The sequence below is a fragment of the Streptomyces sp. NPDC005648 genome, assembly GCF_040605395.1.
GTDB lineage: Bacteria > Actinomycetota > Actinomycetes > Streptomycetales > Streptomycetaceae > Streptomyces.
On the sequence record NZ_JBEXCS010000026.1, the window covers coordinates 38,680 to 52,857 of the forward strand.

The 14,178-nt window shown below is 71.8% G+C and carries 14 protein-coding genes; 11 read left to right on the plus strand and 3 right to left on the minus strand.

Going from position 1 to position 14,178, the window contains the following annotated elements; translation table 11 throughout:
- Nucleotides 1–2: 2 nt before the first annotated feature.
- A complete protein-coding gene (locus ABZT17_RS17440; RefSeq protein WP_356349577.1) occupies nucleotides 3–1,223 on the minus strand; it encodes an MFS transporter in 1,221 nt (406 codons plus the stop codon).
- A 202-nt stretch (nucleotides 1,224–1,425) separates the two neighbouring features.
- Nucleotides 1,426–2,211 carry an IclR family transcriptional regulator gene (locus ABZT17_RS17445; protein WP_356349580.1) on the minus strand — a complete coding sequence of 262 codons (786 nt, stop codon included), beginning with the start codon at nucleotides 2,209–2,211 and terminating at the stop codon, nucleotides 1,426–1,428.
- Between the two features lie 160 nt (nucleotides 2,212–2,371).
- Here ABZT17_RS17445 and ABZT17_RS17450 point away from each other — a divergent pair, with 160 nt between their 5' ends.
- The 7 genes from ABZT17_RS17450 (at nucleotide 2,372) to ABZT17_RS17480 (ending at nucleotide 9,233) form a co-directional block, all read left to right on the plus strand.
- Nucleotides 2,372–3,289 (plus strand): 5-dehydro-4-deoxyglucarate dehydratase, encoded by a 918-nt coding sequence (locus tag ABZT17_RS17450; protein ID WP_356349700.1) that lies wholly within the window; start codon nucleotides 2,372–2,374, stop codon nucleotides 3,287–3,289.
- The gene (locus ABZT17_RS17455) at nucleotides 3,286–4,575 is read left to right on the plus strand and encodes a glucarate dehydratase family protein (protein ID WP_356349582.1); all 1,290 of its coding nucleotides are present in this window, start codon (nucleotides 3,286–3,288) and stop codon (nucleotides 4,573–4,575) included. The genes ABZT17_RS17450 and ABZT17_RS17455 overlap by 4 nt, the downstream gene beginning before the upstream one ends.
- A gap of 110 nt (nucleotides 4,576–4,685) precedes the next feature.
- Complete coding sequence (locus ABZT17_RS17460) at nucleotides 4,686–5,846, plus strand: PfkB family carbohydrate kinase (RefSeq protein ID WP_356349585.1); 1,161 nt, start codon at nucleotides 4,686–4,688, stop codon at nucleotides 5,844–5,846.
- Nucleotides 5,847–6,003: 157 nt separating this feature from the next.
- Entirely contained in the window at nucleotides 6,004–7,062 is a 1,059-nt protein-coding gene (locus ABZT17_RS17465; protein WP_356349588.1) for a PhoH family protein, read from the plus strand.
- A 13-nt stretch (nucleotides 7,063–7,075) separates the two neighbouring features.
- Nucleotides 7,076–7,573: an rRNA maturation RNase YbeY gene (gene ybeY / locus ABZT17_RS17470; RefSeq protein ID WP_356349590.1), complete on the plus strand. Its 498-nt coding sequence runs from the start codon at nucleotides 7,076–7,078 to the stop codon at nucleotides 7,571–7,573.
- A complete protein-coding gene (locus ABZT17_RS17475) occupies nucleotides 7,570–8,877 on the plus strand; it encodes a hemolysin family protein (protein WP_356349593.1) in 1,308 nt (435 codons plus the stop codon). Before ybeY ends, ABZT17_RS17475 begins: the two co-directional genes overlap by 4 nt.
- Nucleotides 8,874–9,233: an MmcQ/YjbR family DNA-binding protein gene (locus ABZT17_RS17480; protein ID WP_356349596.1), complete on the plus strand. Its 360-nt coding sequence runs from the start codon at nucleotides 8,874–8,876 to the stop codon at nucleotides 9,231–9,233. Before ABZT17_RS17475 ends, ABZT17_RS17480 begins: the two co-directional genes overlap by 4 nt.
- Here ABZT17_RS17480 and ABZT17_RS17485 read toward each other — a convergent pair.
- Nucleotides 9,195–10,637 (minus strand): MFS transporter, encoded by a 1,443-nt coding sequence (locus ABZT17_RS17485; RefSeq protein WP_356349598.1) that lies wholly within the window; start codon nucleotides 10,635–10,637, stop codon nucleotides 9,195–9,197. The two genes, ABZT17_RS17480 and ABZT17_RS17485, sit on opposite strands and share 39 nt — an antisense overlap.
- Before the next feature lie 94 nt (nucleotides 10,638–10,731).
- Between ABZT17_RS17485 and ABZT17_RS17490 the strand changes: the two genes are divergently transcribed.
- From ABZT17_RS17490 to ABZT17_RS17505, 4 genes are all read left to right on the plus strand, one after another.
- The gene (locus tag ABZT17_RS17490) at nucleotides 10,732–11,619 is read left to right on the plus strand and encodes a helix-turn-helix transcriptional regulator (RefSeq protein WP_356349600.1); all 888 of its coding nucleotides are present in this window, start codon (nucleotides 10,732–10,734) and stop codon (nucleotides 11,617–11,619) included.
- Nucleotides 11,620–11,647: 28 nt separating this feature from the next.
- On the plus strand, nucleotides 11,648–12,001 hold the full coding sequence (locus tag ABZT17_RS17495) for a cytidine deaminase (protein ID WP_356349602.1): 354 nt from the start codon (nucleotides 11,648–11,650) through the stop codon (nucleotides 11,999–12,001).
- A 225-nt stretch (nucleotides 12,002–12,226) separates the two neighbouring features.
- Nucleotides 12,227–12,703 (plus strand): hypothetical protein, encoded by a 477-nt coding sequence (locus tag ABZT17_RS17500; protein WP_356349605.1) that lies wholly within the window; start codon nucleotides 12,227–12,229, stop codon nucleotides 12,701–12,703.
- Between the two features lie 146 nt (nucleotides 12,704–12,849).
- A complete protein-coding gene (locus tag ABZT17_RS17505; RefSeq protein ID WP_356349607.1) occupies nucleotides 12,850–14,166 on the plus strand; it encodes a beta-xylosidase in 1,317 nt (438 codons plus the stop codon).
- Nucleotides 14,167–14,178: the final 12 nt, after the last annotated feature.

Genomic DNA, 14,178 nt, shown 5'->3' on the forward strand with positions numbered 1-14,178 from the left:
CCTTAGGCCGCCGTGGTGACGTCCGGTGCCGACTCGCGCCCCTTCAGGGGTGCGGGGCGGCCCTGGTACGCGGGTCCGCCATGGGGCGTGACCAGCCCCGAGCGGCCCGCGCGCAGGGCGACGACGGTCATCGGTACGGCGATCACGAGCAAGCCCGCCGCCAGCACGACCCCCATCACCGCGAACCCCGCACGCGCCGCCAGCACGCTCCCCGTCAGCGGCCCCGCCGCCGTCCCCAGCGACGACGCCGAACCGACCAGCACCGCCCAGCGCCCGCGCGGATCCAGCGTGGCGGCCAGCCCGATGGCGTACGACAGCACGACCGGATAGAGCACGTTCCAGGAGATCTCCCCGACCGCGAAGGTCGTCAGACCGGTCGCCGAGGCGCTCAGGACCACGCAGCCGGCGATGAGGGCGGTGCCCGCGCCCACCGGCACCGCCCGCCCGAACCGCGGCCCCACCGCCCCCGCGACCGTCACGCCCAGCAGCCCCGCTCCCAGCGCGACGGCGAACACCGCGCCGACCGTCGCCTCGGTGAGATGCGCCTGGGTCAGGCCGATGCGGCCGCTTACGGCCCAGAGGGCGTTCTGCGCGAGGGACCAGCAGGGCATCGCCGCGGCGAGCAGCAGGCCGGAGCGGAGGTGGGGGAGGCGGGCGCGGCCGGTGAGGGGGTTGTGGGTGGTCGCCGTGCGAACCGGAAGGCGGCCGGTGAGCGGCCAGACGGCCAGGGCGGTCAGGGCGATCGCGGCGAGGGGCAGGCCGTGGCCCGCGCCGAGGTGGGGGACCGTCAGATAGACGGCTCCGGCGAGGGCGGAGACGCCGAGCAGGCCGAGGGTGGTGGTGCGGTGCGGGTCGGCCTGCGCGGCGATACCGGTGGCGGCCACCGTGGTCGCCGTACCGGATCCGAAGCCGCCGATCAGCGCGCCGACGATCACCGCCGGGATCACGGTGGTCAGCGCGGCGGTGCCGTAGCCGAGCACGGCGAGCGCGAGGCCGGCCCGGGCCAGGGTCCGCGCCCCGATCCGCTCCACACGGGAGGCGAGCAGAAAGCCGGCGGAGGCCGAACTCAGCAGCAGCGCACTGCCGATGGCGCCGGCCTGGGTGGCGCTGAGCGGTAGCCCCGAGTCCAGGCGGCCCACGGTGGTGGGCAGGAGGTACGGGGCGAGGTACCCGGCCGTGAAAAGGGCGACGAGGGGCCAGGGGGTGGTGCGAGGGGCGAACACGGGCGTTCCCAGGGCATGCGAAAGAAGCGGCTCAAAACGAGGGGGGTGGGGCGCAGGCCGTCGACGGACAGGAACGCGCGAGCAAGTTGTATCAAGCACGCGGTTACGGAAGAAGAGCGGGGGGTGTGATGTGGCGCACGTGGCGTTTGAGGCGAGAGAGGCCGGGTAGGCGAGGGCGCCCGTCAGGTGCCCCCGGTCGGCTTCAGCGCCAGTACGCCGCCCCGCCCGCCGTGGGCGCCGTCGCCTCGATCTTCGCCCTGATCTCCCGCATCACCGCCACGATCCGCTCCTCGTGCTCCGGCGTCAGCCGGGCCACCGGCACCGAGCAGCTGATCGCGTCCTGGGCGGGAGCGTCGTAGCGCAGGGCGAAGCCGAAGCCGACGATGCCGGGCACGCCCTCCTCGCGGTCGATCGAGTGTCCGCGGGCGCGGACGGCCGCGAGGTCGGCGGCGAGGGAGTCGCGGGTGGTGCGGGTGTGGGGAGTGAGGGCCTCGTAGGGGCCCTCGGGAAGGTCGTGGTCGGGGCGTTCGGCCAGCAGCGCCTTGCCCAGCGCCCCCGCGTGCGCGGGCAGCCGTCGCCCCACCCGGCTGATGGTGCGCAGATACTCGTGCGACTCCCGGGTCGCCAGATACGCCACGTCCCGCCCGTCGAGCCGCCCCATGTGGATGGTCTCGCCGAGCGCGTCGGACGCCTCGTCGAGAAACGGCCGTACGACACGCACGCGCGGGTCGGAGTCCAGATAGCTGGTGCCGGTCAGCAGGGCGTGGATGCCGATGCCGTAGAGGGAGCCGGTGATGTCGGTGCGGACCCAGCCCCGGCCGATCAGCGTCTGCAGCAGCGCGTACATCGAGCTGCGCGGCACGCCCAGCTCGTCCGCCAGTTCCTGGAGCCGCGCCGGACGGTCGCCGCGCGCGGCGAGCAGTTCCAGCAGCTCGACCGTCCGCGCGGCGGACTTCACCTCGCGGACCCCGCCGCCTGTCTCCGACATGGGGCGATGGTAGTCGGCCGGACCGGCGCGGGACCGTTGACTCCCGGTGTTCGCATATCTAAGCTTTGTCTTCATACGTGGATGACATCTACATGGGGAGATAGCGGTGACGGGTGAAGCGGACACGGCGGAGGCGGCGGCGCGAAGGCTGCGGGAGGGGATGGAGCACGGCGTGCTCTCCTTCCCGCTGACCTCCTTCCACGACGACGGCTCACTCGACCCGGACGGCTTCCGCGCCCATGTCGCGGGCCGCCTCGCCGCCGGCCCCGGCGCCCTCTTCCCCGCCTGCGGCACGGGCGAGTTCTTCTCCCTGGACGAGGACGAGTACCGGCAGGTCGTGACCATCGCCGTGGAGGAGGCGGCGGGCCGGGTGCCCGTCGTCGCCGGGATCGGATACGGCTGGGCGCAGGCCGTCCGGTTCGCCCGGATCGCCGAGGAGGCCGGGGCGGACGCGCTGCTGGTGCTGCCGCACTATCTGGTCGCCGCCCCGCAGGACGGACTCGTCGCCCAGGTCGAGCAGATCGCGGCCCGCACCCGGCTCCCGCTCATCGCCTACCAGCGCGGTCAGGTCGCCTTCACCGCCGACTCGCTCCGGCGCATCGCCCGCGTCCCGAAGGTCATCGGCCTCAAGGACGGCCACAGCGACCTGGACCGCCTCCAGCGACTGACCCTCGCCGCCCCGGAGGGCTTCCTCTTCTTCAACGGCGCCGCTACCGCCGAGATCCAGGCCCGCGCCTACGCCACCGTCGGCGTCCCCGCCTACTCCTCCGCCGTACACGCCTTCGCCCCCGAGATCGCGAACGCCTTCTTCGCCGCACTCCGGGAGGGCGGCCACGGCGGCGACGGCGGCGACGGCAAGACCGTCGAGCGGCTGCTGCGCGACTTCTACGTCCCGCTCGTCGAACTCCGCGACCGCGTACCGGGATACGCCGTGTCGCTGGTGAAGGCCGCGGCCCGGCTCCGGGGCGCTCCCGTCGGACCCGTCCGCGCCCCGCTCACCGATCCGTCGGCCGCCGACCTCGCCGACCTGAGGAACCTGCTCGGCACCGGACTCGACCTCGTAGGAGCCGCCCTGTGAACCTCACGATCACCGACGTACGGCTGACACCGATCCTGGTCGCCGATCCGCCGCTGCTCAACACCCAGGGTGTGCACCAGCCCTACACCCCGCGGCTGATCGTGGAGGTCGTGACCGCCGACGGGATCACCGGGGTCGGCGAGACCTACGGCGACACCAAATACCTGGACCTGGCAGGGCCGTTCGCCGACAAGCTCGTGGGGCGCCAGGTCTCCGACCTGAACGGCCTGTTCACCCTCGCCGACGAGGTCTCCGTCGACTCCGCACGCGTCGACGACCAGGTCGACGTCGGCGGACTGCGGGGCGTCCAGACCGCCGACAAGCTCCGGCTGTCCGTCGTCTCCGGCTTCGAGGTCGCCTGTCTGGACGCCCTCGGCAAGGCGCTCGGCCTGCCCGTGCACGCGCTGCTGGGCGGCAAGGTGCGCGACGCGGTCGAGTACAGCGCCTACCTGTTCTACAAGTGGGCCGGCCACCCCGAGGGCGTGGCCTCGGAGAAGGACGACTGGGGGGCCGCGCTCGATCCCGCCGGGGTCGTCGAGCAGGCCCGGCTGTTCAAGGAGCGGTACGGGTTCACGTCGTTCAAGCTCAAGGGCGGTGTCTTCCCGCCGGACGAGGAGATCGCGGCCGTACGGGCGCTCGCCGAGGCCTTTCCCGGCCACCCTCTGCGGCTCGACCCCAACGGGGCCTGGTCCGTGGCGACTTCGCTGCGGGTGGCCGGGGAGCTGGCGGACGTACTCGAATATCTGGAGGACCCCGCGCTGGGCACCGCCGCCATGGCCGAGGTCTCCGCCGGCACCGGGGTGCCGCTCGCCACCAACATGTGCGTGACGACGTTCGCCGAGATCGAGGAGGCGTTCACACGGGACGCCGTCCAGGTGGTGCTCTCCGACCACCACTACTGGGGCGGGCTGCGCAACACCCAGCAACTCGCCGCGATCTGCCGGACGTTCGGCGTCGGGGTGTCCATGCACTCCAACACCCATCTCGGGATCAGCCTCGCCGCGATGACCCATGTCGCGGCCACCGTCCCCGACCTCCACCACGCCTGCGACTCCCACTACCCCTGGCAGTCCGAGGACGTCCTCACCGAGCGGCCGGCCTTCCTGGGCGGCAGGGTCGCCGTCTCGGACGCACCCGGCCTCGGTGTCGAACTCGACCGCGAGCAGGTACGGCGCCTGCACCAGCGGTGGCTCGACGACGACGGGTCGCTGCGCGAGCGCGACGACGCCGCCGCGATGCGGGTGGCGGAACCGGGGTGGACGACACCGGGCGTGCCTCGCTGGTAGCGGTGTGCCGGTGGTGGTGCGCCGCGCCGTGCCGGGCGGGGCGTGACCGGCGTGATGCCCGTGATGTGGTGCAGACTGGCCTGATCCGCACCATGTCCAGGGAGTGCACCGTGACCGCGTCCCACGCGTCCACCGGAAAGGGGCCCTCGCCCGCCGCGAAGGGGTCGTCCGGCCGGCCCCAGGTCGACCCGCTGGCCGCCCTGCGCACACCGGACGACCCGCCCTGGGACGTGTATCTGACCGGCACCGTCTTCCTGGACATCATCTTCACCGGACTCGACTCCGCCCCGGTGCGCGGGACCGAGTCCTGGGCGCGCGGGATGGGATCCAGCCCCGGCGGCGTCGCCAACATGGCCAGCGCACTGGCCCGCCTCGGCCTTCGGACGTCCCTCGCCGCCGCCTTCGGCGACGACCACTACGGGGAGTACTGCTGGGACGCCCTGCAGCAGGGCGAGGGCATCGACCTCACCCCCTCGCGCACCGTGCCCGGCTGGCACTCCCCGGTCACCGTCTCCATGGCCTACGAGGGCGAGCGCACCATGGTCTCGCACGGCCACGAGCCGCCCCCGGAGGCCGTGTTCGGCCAGGCGGGCGGCCCCGAGCACTCCCCACGCGCGCGTGCCGCCATCGCCTCCCTGGTCCCCGGCAGACGGGCCCCCTGGATCGCCCAGGCCGCGGCCGACGGCACCCGCGTCTTCGCCGACGTCGGCTGGGACGACACCGGCGCCTGGGACCTGGCGGGCCTCGCCGACCTGGAGCACTGCGAGGCGTTCCTGCCGAACGCGGAGGAGGCCATGCGGTACACCGGGGCCACCTGTCCCCGCGCCGCCGCGCACGCCCTCACCGAGCATGTGCCGCTGGCCGTCGTCACCCTCGGGGCGGAGGGGGCGTACGCCGTGGACCGGCGTACGGGGGAGTCCGCCGAGGTGCCCGCCATCGCCGTGGAGGCCCTCGATCCGACGGGCGCCGGCGATGTCTTCGTCGCCGGTTTCGTCACCGGCACCCTCGCGGGCTGGCCGCTGGCCGACCGGCTGGCCTTCGCCGGGCTCACGGCGGCGCTGTCGGTGCAGGAGTTCGGCGGATCGCTGTCGGCGCCCGGCTGGGCGGAGATCGGGGCGTGGTGGCGCCGGGTGCAGTCGGTGGAGGGCCAGGACCCGGCCGCCCTCCAGCGGTACGCCTTCCTGGACGCCCTGGTCCCGGAGGAGTCGGACCCACGGCCGTGGCCACTGCGGCGGGCGGTGCCGACGATCGGGTTCGGCCGGTCGGCGTAGCCCACGGGCCCGCGGGGCGGTCCGGTCACCCGCGCATCACGGCCGCCAAAACCCCTACGGCGTTGTCAGTGCCCCGGCGTACCCTTGAAATCGCCAGGCCGCCCCTGTGGCGGGCGCGTATATCGAGGAGGACGAGCAAGGCCTACAGAGCCGGCCCATGACTCAGACACCCACAGCTCAGACCCCCGCGCAGGGGCAGGCGAGAGCACAGTTCACCGTCCCCGCCCAGCACCCCATGGTGACCGTCCTGGGGTCCGGCGACTCCCTTCTGCGCGTGATCGAGAAGGCCTTCCCGGCGGCCGACATCCACGTCCGGGGCAATGAGATCAGCGCGGTCGGCGACAGCGCGGAAGTCGCCCTCGTCCAGCGCCTGTTCGACGAGATGATGCTGGTGCTCCGCACCGGACAGCCGATGACGGAGGACGCGGTGGAACGCTCGATCGCCATGCTCAGAGCGAGTGAGAACGGAACGAGCGACGGCCAGGAGACCCCGGCCGAGGTCCTCACCCAGAACATCCTCTCCTCCCGCGGCCGCACCATCCGTCCCAAGACCCTCAACCAGAAGCGGTACGTCGACGCGATCGACAAGCACACGATCGTCTTCGGCATCGGCCCCGCCGGTACCGGCAAGACGTATCTCGCCATGGCCAAGGCGGTGCAGGCCCTGCAGTCCAAGCAGGTCAACCGCATCATCCTGACCCGTCCGGCGGTGGAGGCGGGCGAGCGCCTGGGCTTCCTGCCCGGCACGCTGTACGAGAAGATCGACCCCTACCTGCGTCCGCTCTACGACGCCCTGCACGACATGCTCGACCCGGACTCGATCCCACGGCTGATGGCGGCGGGCACGATCGAGGTCGCGCCGCTGGCGTACATGAGGGGTCGCACCCTCAATGACGCTTTCATCATCCTGGACGAGGCCCAGAACACGAGCCCCGAGCAGATGAAGATGTTCCTCACCCGTCTCGGCTTCGACTCGAAGATCGTGATCACCGGTGACGTGACGCAGGTCGACCTGCCCAACGGCACCAAGTCGGGTCTGCGCCAGGTCCAGGACATCCTCGAGGGCCTCGACGACGTCCACTTCTCCCGCCTGTCGTCCCAGGACGTCGTACGGCACAAGCTGGTCGGCCGTATCGTCGACGCGTACGAGAAGTACGACAGCCACCACGGTACGGAGAACGGCACCCACAAGGGCGGCCGGAACAAGCGGAAGTAGACAAGCCAGCACCATGTCGATCGACGTCAACAACGAGTCCGGAACCGAGGTCGACGAGCAGGCGATCCTCGACATCGCCCGCTACGCGCTCGCGCGGATGCGCATCCACCCGCTCTCCGAGCTCTCGGTGATCGTCGTGGACGCCGACGCCATGGAGCAGCTGCACATCCAGTGGATGGACCTGCCGGGGCCGACGGATGTCATGTCCTTCCCGATGGACGAGCTGCGTCCGCCGTCGAAGGACGACGACGAGCCCCCGCAGGGCCTCCTCGGCGACATCGTGCTCTGCCCCGAGGTCGCCAAGAAGCAGGGCGAGGAGGCCGAGACCCGGCACTCCATGGACGAGGAGCTCCAGCTGCTCACCGTCCACGGCGTGCTGCACCTGCTCGGCTACGACCACGAGGAGCCGGACGAGAAGGCCGAGATGTTCGGTCTGCAGGCGGCCATCGTGGACGGCTGGCGCGCGGAGAAGGGCCTGACCGGCCCCTCCCCGGCCCCGACCGTCTCATGAGTGGGCAGATCGTCGCGGGCGCCGTCGCCCTGGTCGTCGTGGCGTGGCTCGCCGCCTGCGCGGAGGCGGGCCTCGCGCGCGTGTCGAGCTTCCGCGCCGAGGAGGCGGTACGGTCCGGCCGCCGGGGCAGCGCCAAGCTCGCGCAGGTCGCGGCCGACCCGACCCGCTATCTCAATGTCGCGCTGCTGGTCCGCGTGGCCTGCGAGATGGCGGCCGCGGCGCTGGTGACATACGCCTGCCTCCAGCAGTTCTCCGGCACCACGAGGGCCCTGCTGGCCGCGATCGGCGTCATGGTCCTGGTGTCGTACGTCGCCGTCGGCGTCTCGCCCCGCACCATCGGCCGCCAGCATCCGCTGAACACGGCGACGGCGGCCGCGTACGTGCTGCTCCCGCTGGCCCGGATCATGGGCCCGATCCCCAACCTGCTGATCCTCATCGGCAACGCGCTGACCCCCGGCAAGGGCTTCCGCCGGGGTCCCTTCGCCTCCGAGGCGGAGCTGCGCGCGCTGGTCGACCTCGCCGAGGCGGAGTCGCTGATCGAGGACGACGAGCGCCGGATGGTGCACTCGGTCTTCGAGCTGGGTGACACGCTGGTCCGCGAAGTCATGGTCCCGCGCACCGACCTGGTGGTCATCGAGCGCTACAAGACCATCCGTCAGGCCCTCACCCTCGCGCTGCGTTCCGGCTTCTCGCGCATACCGGTCACCGGCGAGAGCGAGGACGACATCGTCGGGATCGTGTATCTGAAGGACCTGGTCCGCAAGACGCACATCAGCCGCGACGCCGAGTCCGAGCTGGTGTCGACGGCCATGCGGCCGGCCGCCTTCGTCCCGGACACCAAGAACGCCGGCGACCTGCTCCGCGAGATGCAGCAGGAGCGCAACCACGTCGCCGTCGTCATCGACGAGTACGGCGGCACGGCCGGGATCGTCACCATCGAGGACATCCTCGAGGAGATCGTCGGTGAGATCACCGACGAGTACGACCGTGAACTCCCGCCCGTGGAGGACCTCGGCGACGACCGCCACCGTGTCACGGCCCGCCTCGACATCACCGACCTCGGCGAGCTGTACGGGCTCGACGAGTACGACGACGAGGACGTGGAGACGGTGGGCGGTCTGCTCGCGAAGGCGCTCGGACGGGTGCCGATCGCCGGCGCGTCCAGCGTGGTGGAACTCCCCGACGGCCGAGGACTGCGTCTGACCGCCGAGGCGGCGGCCGGCCGCCGGAACAAGATCGTGACCGTGCTGGTGGAGCCGGTCGGCCCCGCCGGCCGTCCCGAGGAGGAGGCGAAGGCCGAATGACCCCCGAGGAGCTGCGCGGCTTCTGCCTCTCCTTCAACGCGACGGTGGAGGACTTCCCCTTCAACCCGGAGACCTCGGTCTTCAAGGTGCTCGGCAAGCTCTTCGCCCTCGCCAACCTGGGCGCGCGCCCCCTGACCGTCAACCTCAAGTGCGACCCCGAGGACGCGATCCGGCTCCGCGGTGAGTACGAGGGACTGATCATCCCGGGCTACCACATGAACAAGCGGCACTGGAACACCGTCACGGTCGACGGCGAGCTCCCGGACCAGCTGGTCCGGGAGCTCATCGAGGACTCGTACGACCTGGTGGTCGCCGGTCTACCGCGCGCCGAGCGCCTCCGCCTCGACCGTCCCTGAGCGGTGTACCCGCAGGCCGGCCGCGACCAGTGCGGCGGCCAGCAGGACGACCGCCGCGTCGATCGCCAGGACCGTGTGGACTCCGGTCAGCAGGTCTCCCGACGTGGTGGCCAGGACGCCCAGGAGCGGGATGCCGACGGTGATGCCGACCTGCTGGGTGGAGGTGACCAGGCCGGTGGCCAGGCCCTGTTCCTCGTCCGGGACGCCGGAGGTGACGGTCAGGCCGTAGGAGATGATCGCGCCGAGGTGGCACATGCTGGCCAGGGAGACGGCGGTCACCGCGAGCCAGACCGACCAGGTGTGGGCGTTCAGACCGAGCAGCGCGGCGATCAGGGCGCCCTGGCCGGTCAGGGAGGCGACCAGGGTGCGGCGGGCGCCGAGGCGCCCGATGACCTTCGGGGCGAGGGTGCCGGCGACCGCCGACAGGACGCCCTGGACGCCGAAGACCATGCCGGTCTCGAAGGCGGACAGCCGCAGGACCTCCTGGAGGTACAGGGTCAGGGCGAAGACCACCGTCGACATCATCGAGAAGGTGACCAGACCGCCCAGGTTGCCCCAGGCCACCGTGCGGCGGCGCAGCATGGGCAGGGAGACGAGGGGAGCGGCTGTGCGGGACTCGACCGTCACGAAGGCGGCGAGGAGCGCGATCCCCGCGATCAGTGTGGTGATGACGTCGGGGCGGGCGAAGCCGTGGTCGGCGGCCGTCGACAGGGCGTAGATCAGGGAGAGCAGGCCGCCGGTGACCGTCATCGCGCCGGGGATGTCGAGGCGGGGGCGGTCCGGGGTGCGGGACTCGGGCAGCAGGGCGGGGGCCAGCGGGAGCACGACCAGGGCGAACAGGGTGAGCAGGCCCATCGTGGAACGCCAGCCGAAGGCGTCGGTGAGGGTTCCGCCCGCCACCATGCCGACCGTGAAGCCGAGGGAGAGCAGCGTGCCCGAGATGCCCAGGGCGCGGTCCCGCGCCGGGCCCTCCGCGAAGGTCGTCGTCAGCAGGGACATGCCGGTGGGCACGATGGCCGCCGCGCCGACGCCCTGCAGAGCGCGGCCCGCCAGGAACGACGCCGGGTCCCAGGCGAGGGTGGCGAGGAGGGAGGCCGCGCCGAACAGGACGAGTCCGGACAGGAACAGCTTCCTGCGGCCGTACAGATCGCCCATGCGGCCGAACAGGAGCAGGAAGCCGCCGGACGGAAGGGCGAAGGCCGTCACCGCCCACTGAAGGCCGGAGCGGCTCATGCCGAGGTCGTCGCCGAGGACGGGCAGGGCGACGTTCAGGACGGAGAAGTCCAGGGCGACCATGAACTGGGCCGCGCACAGGACGAAGAGGACGAGCTTGTCGCGCGTCGACAGCCGGGGGGTGTCGAGCGGTGGGGTGAGGATGCCGTGTTCGGTGGTGTCGATCGCCATGCACAAGAGACTGCGGCCGTCGGAATAGCCGTGGGGAGCGGCAGGTTGTCCTGGTGGTGGCACCACCAGGCACACCGGACGGGGGAGTTGGCGAGTGGCGGACGTCATCGAGACGGCGGCGGGCAAGGCGCACCGGCTGAAGGAGCTGCGCGAGTTCCTGATGAGCCGGCGGGCGCGGGTCTCACCGGCGGAGGCCGGTCTGCCCGACGGCGGGGCCCGGCGCCGTACGCCCGGGCTGCGGCGCGAGGAGGTCGCCGTGCTCGCCGGGGTCGGGGCCTCCTGGTACCAGTGGCTGGAGCAGGGGCGGGACATCTCCGTCTCCCCGCAGGTGCTGGACTCGGTGGCCCGGGTGCTGCGGATGGGCGACGCCGAGCGGCGACACCTGTACCGGCTGGCGGGGCTGAACCCGCCCGCACCCGAGGTACCGGGCGACCGGGGCACCATGCCCGAGGGGCTGCGGCGGCTGATCGACACCTGGATGCCGTATCCGGCGCACATCATGGACCCGTACTACAACTGCGTGATGTACAACGACGCTGCGGCCGCCGTGCTGGGCATGCGGCCCGACCAGACGCAGAACTGCCTGGTCGACTTCTTCACCGACCCGCTGTACCGGTCGCGCTCGAAGAGCTGGGAGCGCAACGCCCGTACGGTCGTCGCCCAGTTCCGGGCGGCCTCCGCGGCCCGCCCCGAGGACGGGGGTTTCCAGACACTTCTCGCCGAACTCACCGAGTCCAGCGAGGAGTTCGCCCGGCTGTGGGCCGAGCGGGACATCGAGGACGCCGGGCAGATCCGCAAGGAGCTGGACCATCCGCTGGTCGGGCTGCTGTGCGTGGAGTCGACGGCGATGCGGGTGCCCGCCCGGCCCGATCTGACGATCGTGCTGCACACCCCGCTGGACGAGGCGAACACCGCCGCCAAGCTGGAGTGGCTCGCCTCGCCCGAGGGACGGCGCGGGGCGATGTACCCCGTGGCCGGATAGTGACCCGCGCGGTACGTATGCTCGGCTCATGACCGACAGCAGTGCGCTTGATCCCGAGGACCGCAAGATCGTCACCCTGGCCCGTTCGGCGCGGGCCCGCAACGGCGTGCCCGAGGGGGCGGCCGTACGGGACGAGACCGGTCGTACGTATGTCGCCGGCACCGTGGACCTGCCCTCGCTGAAGCTGAGCGCGCTGCGCACCGCCGTCGCCATGGCGGTGGCGTCCGGGGCGAAGTCCCTGGAGGCGGCGGCCGTGGTGACCGACGCCGACTCGGCGTCGGCGGAGGACCGGGCGGCGGTGGCCGACCTGGGCGGCGCGGCGACTCCGGTGCTGGTGGCGGGGGCCGACGGGACGGTACGGAGCACGGTGACCGCCGGCTGAGGACCGGCGGGACCGCAGGGTGAGAACCGGCCGCTTCGGACCCGTCCGGAATTCGTCCTTGCCGTTTCCTCATCTCACGCGCATCAATGGAACCGGTAGTTCCGACGGACCGTCAGATTCACCCCCCACGCGGCGTACCGCACCACGCCGCCCTGGTGGCCGTCCGGACCTCTCCCATCCATCCCCACATGGCAATTCCCAGACTCGGGAAGGGAACCGGATCCCATGAGAACCAAACGAATCGGTGCGGGTGCGGCGATGGCGGCAGGGGCTCTCGCCGCCGTGTCGCTCGCGTTCGCGCCCAGTGCCCTCGCCGTCTCCCCCGACACGGCGACCATCAACGCCGACTGCGGGGCCTTCGGCAGCGGCTCGGCCACGCTCACCGCCACCCAGGACGGCACGGCGGCCACCATCACCGTCACCTCGGCCGTCACGGCGCCGATCGCGCTGTCGGCGAACTCCATCTCGTCCTCGCTCACCCTCGTGAACAACACGACCGGCGGCACCAGCACCTTCAGCGGCAACGAGAACCCCGCGATCGCCGCGGGCGACCCGGTCACCGTCGGCCCCCTCAACGGCACCGTCGCCTCCGGTGACAGCCTGGAGGCCTACGGCGGCACCCTGCAGCTGACCGTCTTCGGCGTCACCGTCACCTGCACGGCGACCGGGCCGCAGTCGCCGGGGCCGTTCCTCTTCGACTGATCCCGCGTCAATTCGCTGGTGTGGACCGTCAGTTCCCGAACCTGTGGATCTGACGGTCCATCAGTTCAGTTGCGGCATCTCCATTGACTTCTCACGCGATCCACACATCAATGCCCCCAGTGAGCGCAACTGAAGGGGGCACTCCCATGGGTCCGATCACCCGAAGACGCCGCTGGGCGTCTCTGCTCGGGGCGACCGCGCTCGCGGTCACCGCGGGCGGCGCGCTGGCCTGTCCGGCCAACGCGTCAACGAACGTGGACTTCGCCACGCACTGCATCCCGCCCGCGGTCGCGGGCATCCCGCCGATCGACGGCACCACCACCGCCGCCATCTCGGTGGACAACACCGCTCCGAAGGTCGGCGACAACGTCACCGTGACCTACACGGTGGTCAAGCCCGCCGCCAGCAACCCCACCGCCCTGGCCCTGCCGGCCGACATCATGACGCCCACCGGCAAGATCACCCTGGGCGGCGCGCAGACCGGCTCCATCACGGTCGCGGGACCGAAGAAGAACGACCCGGTGCCGGGCAACGGCGCCTTCCCGTCGTTCTCCATGACCGGCACCTTCAAGGTCACCACCGCCGGGTCGATCACCCTCTCGCCCGGCGACTACAACATCCACACCAGCTACATCCTGGAGCTGGACACCCCGTGCACGGTGACCAACCCGCCGGCCCCGGTGTCGGAGACGATCACGGCCCAGGACACGACGCCCGTCAACAACCGTGCCATCACGCTGCGTACGGCCTCCGGCAACCCCGGAGCGAGCGTCACCGTGGACGGCACCGGCTTCACCGCGGGTGCGACGGTCACCCTCGCCGGGCGGTCGGGTGACACCCAGACCGCGGACACGGCGACCGTCACCGCCGACGCCAACGGCAACATCAGCGGACCGCTCGTCGTCAACGACAAGACGACGACCGGGGTGGTGGCCTACGAGGGCAGTGTCTACAGCGCCGCCCTGGGGGCCGGACCGGCCGCCTACACCGTCATCGACAACACGCCGATCCCGGCGGGCAGCCAGAAGCTGACGACCACGGTCAACGCCGGCACCCTGTCCATGTCCCAGGACGGAGACTCCGTCGCCCTGTCGGCGGTGAACTTCGGCACGGGCGGGGCCTCCACGGGCGCGCTGCGGACGGTCCACGTCAAGGACTTCCGAGGCGGGCCGGCCGGCTGGTCGCTCACCGGCAAGGTCACCGACTTCACCGGGCCGGGCGCCAAGATCGACGCGAAGAACCTGAGTTGGACCCCCGCCTGCGCCACCAAGACGGGCAGTCCGAGCACCTGCCAGGCCGGTTCCGCGGGCACCGTGGGCACTTCGGGGGCGACCCTCGCGTCCACCCCCAACGGCACGGTCACCGGCGGTGAGTTCACGGCCGACGCGGGTCTCTCCCTGGACGTACCGGCGTTCACACCCGTGGGCACGTACTCCGCCGTCCTGACCCTCACGCTCAGCTGACCGTACGGGCGT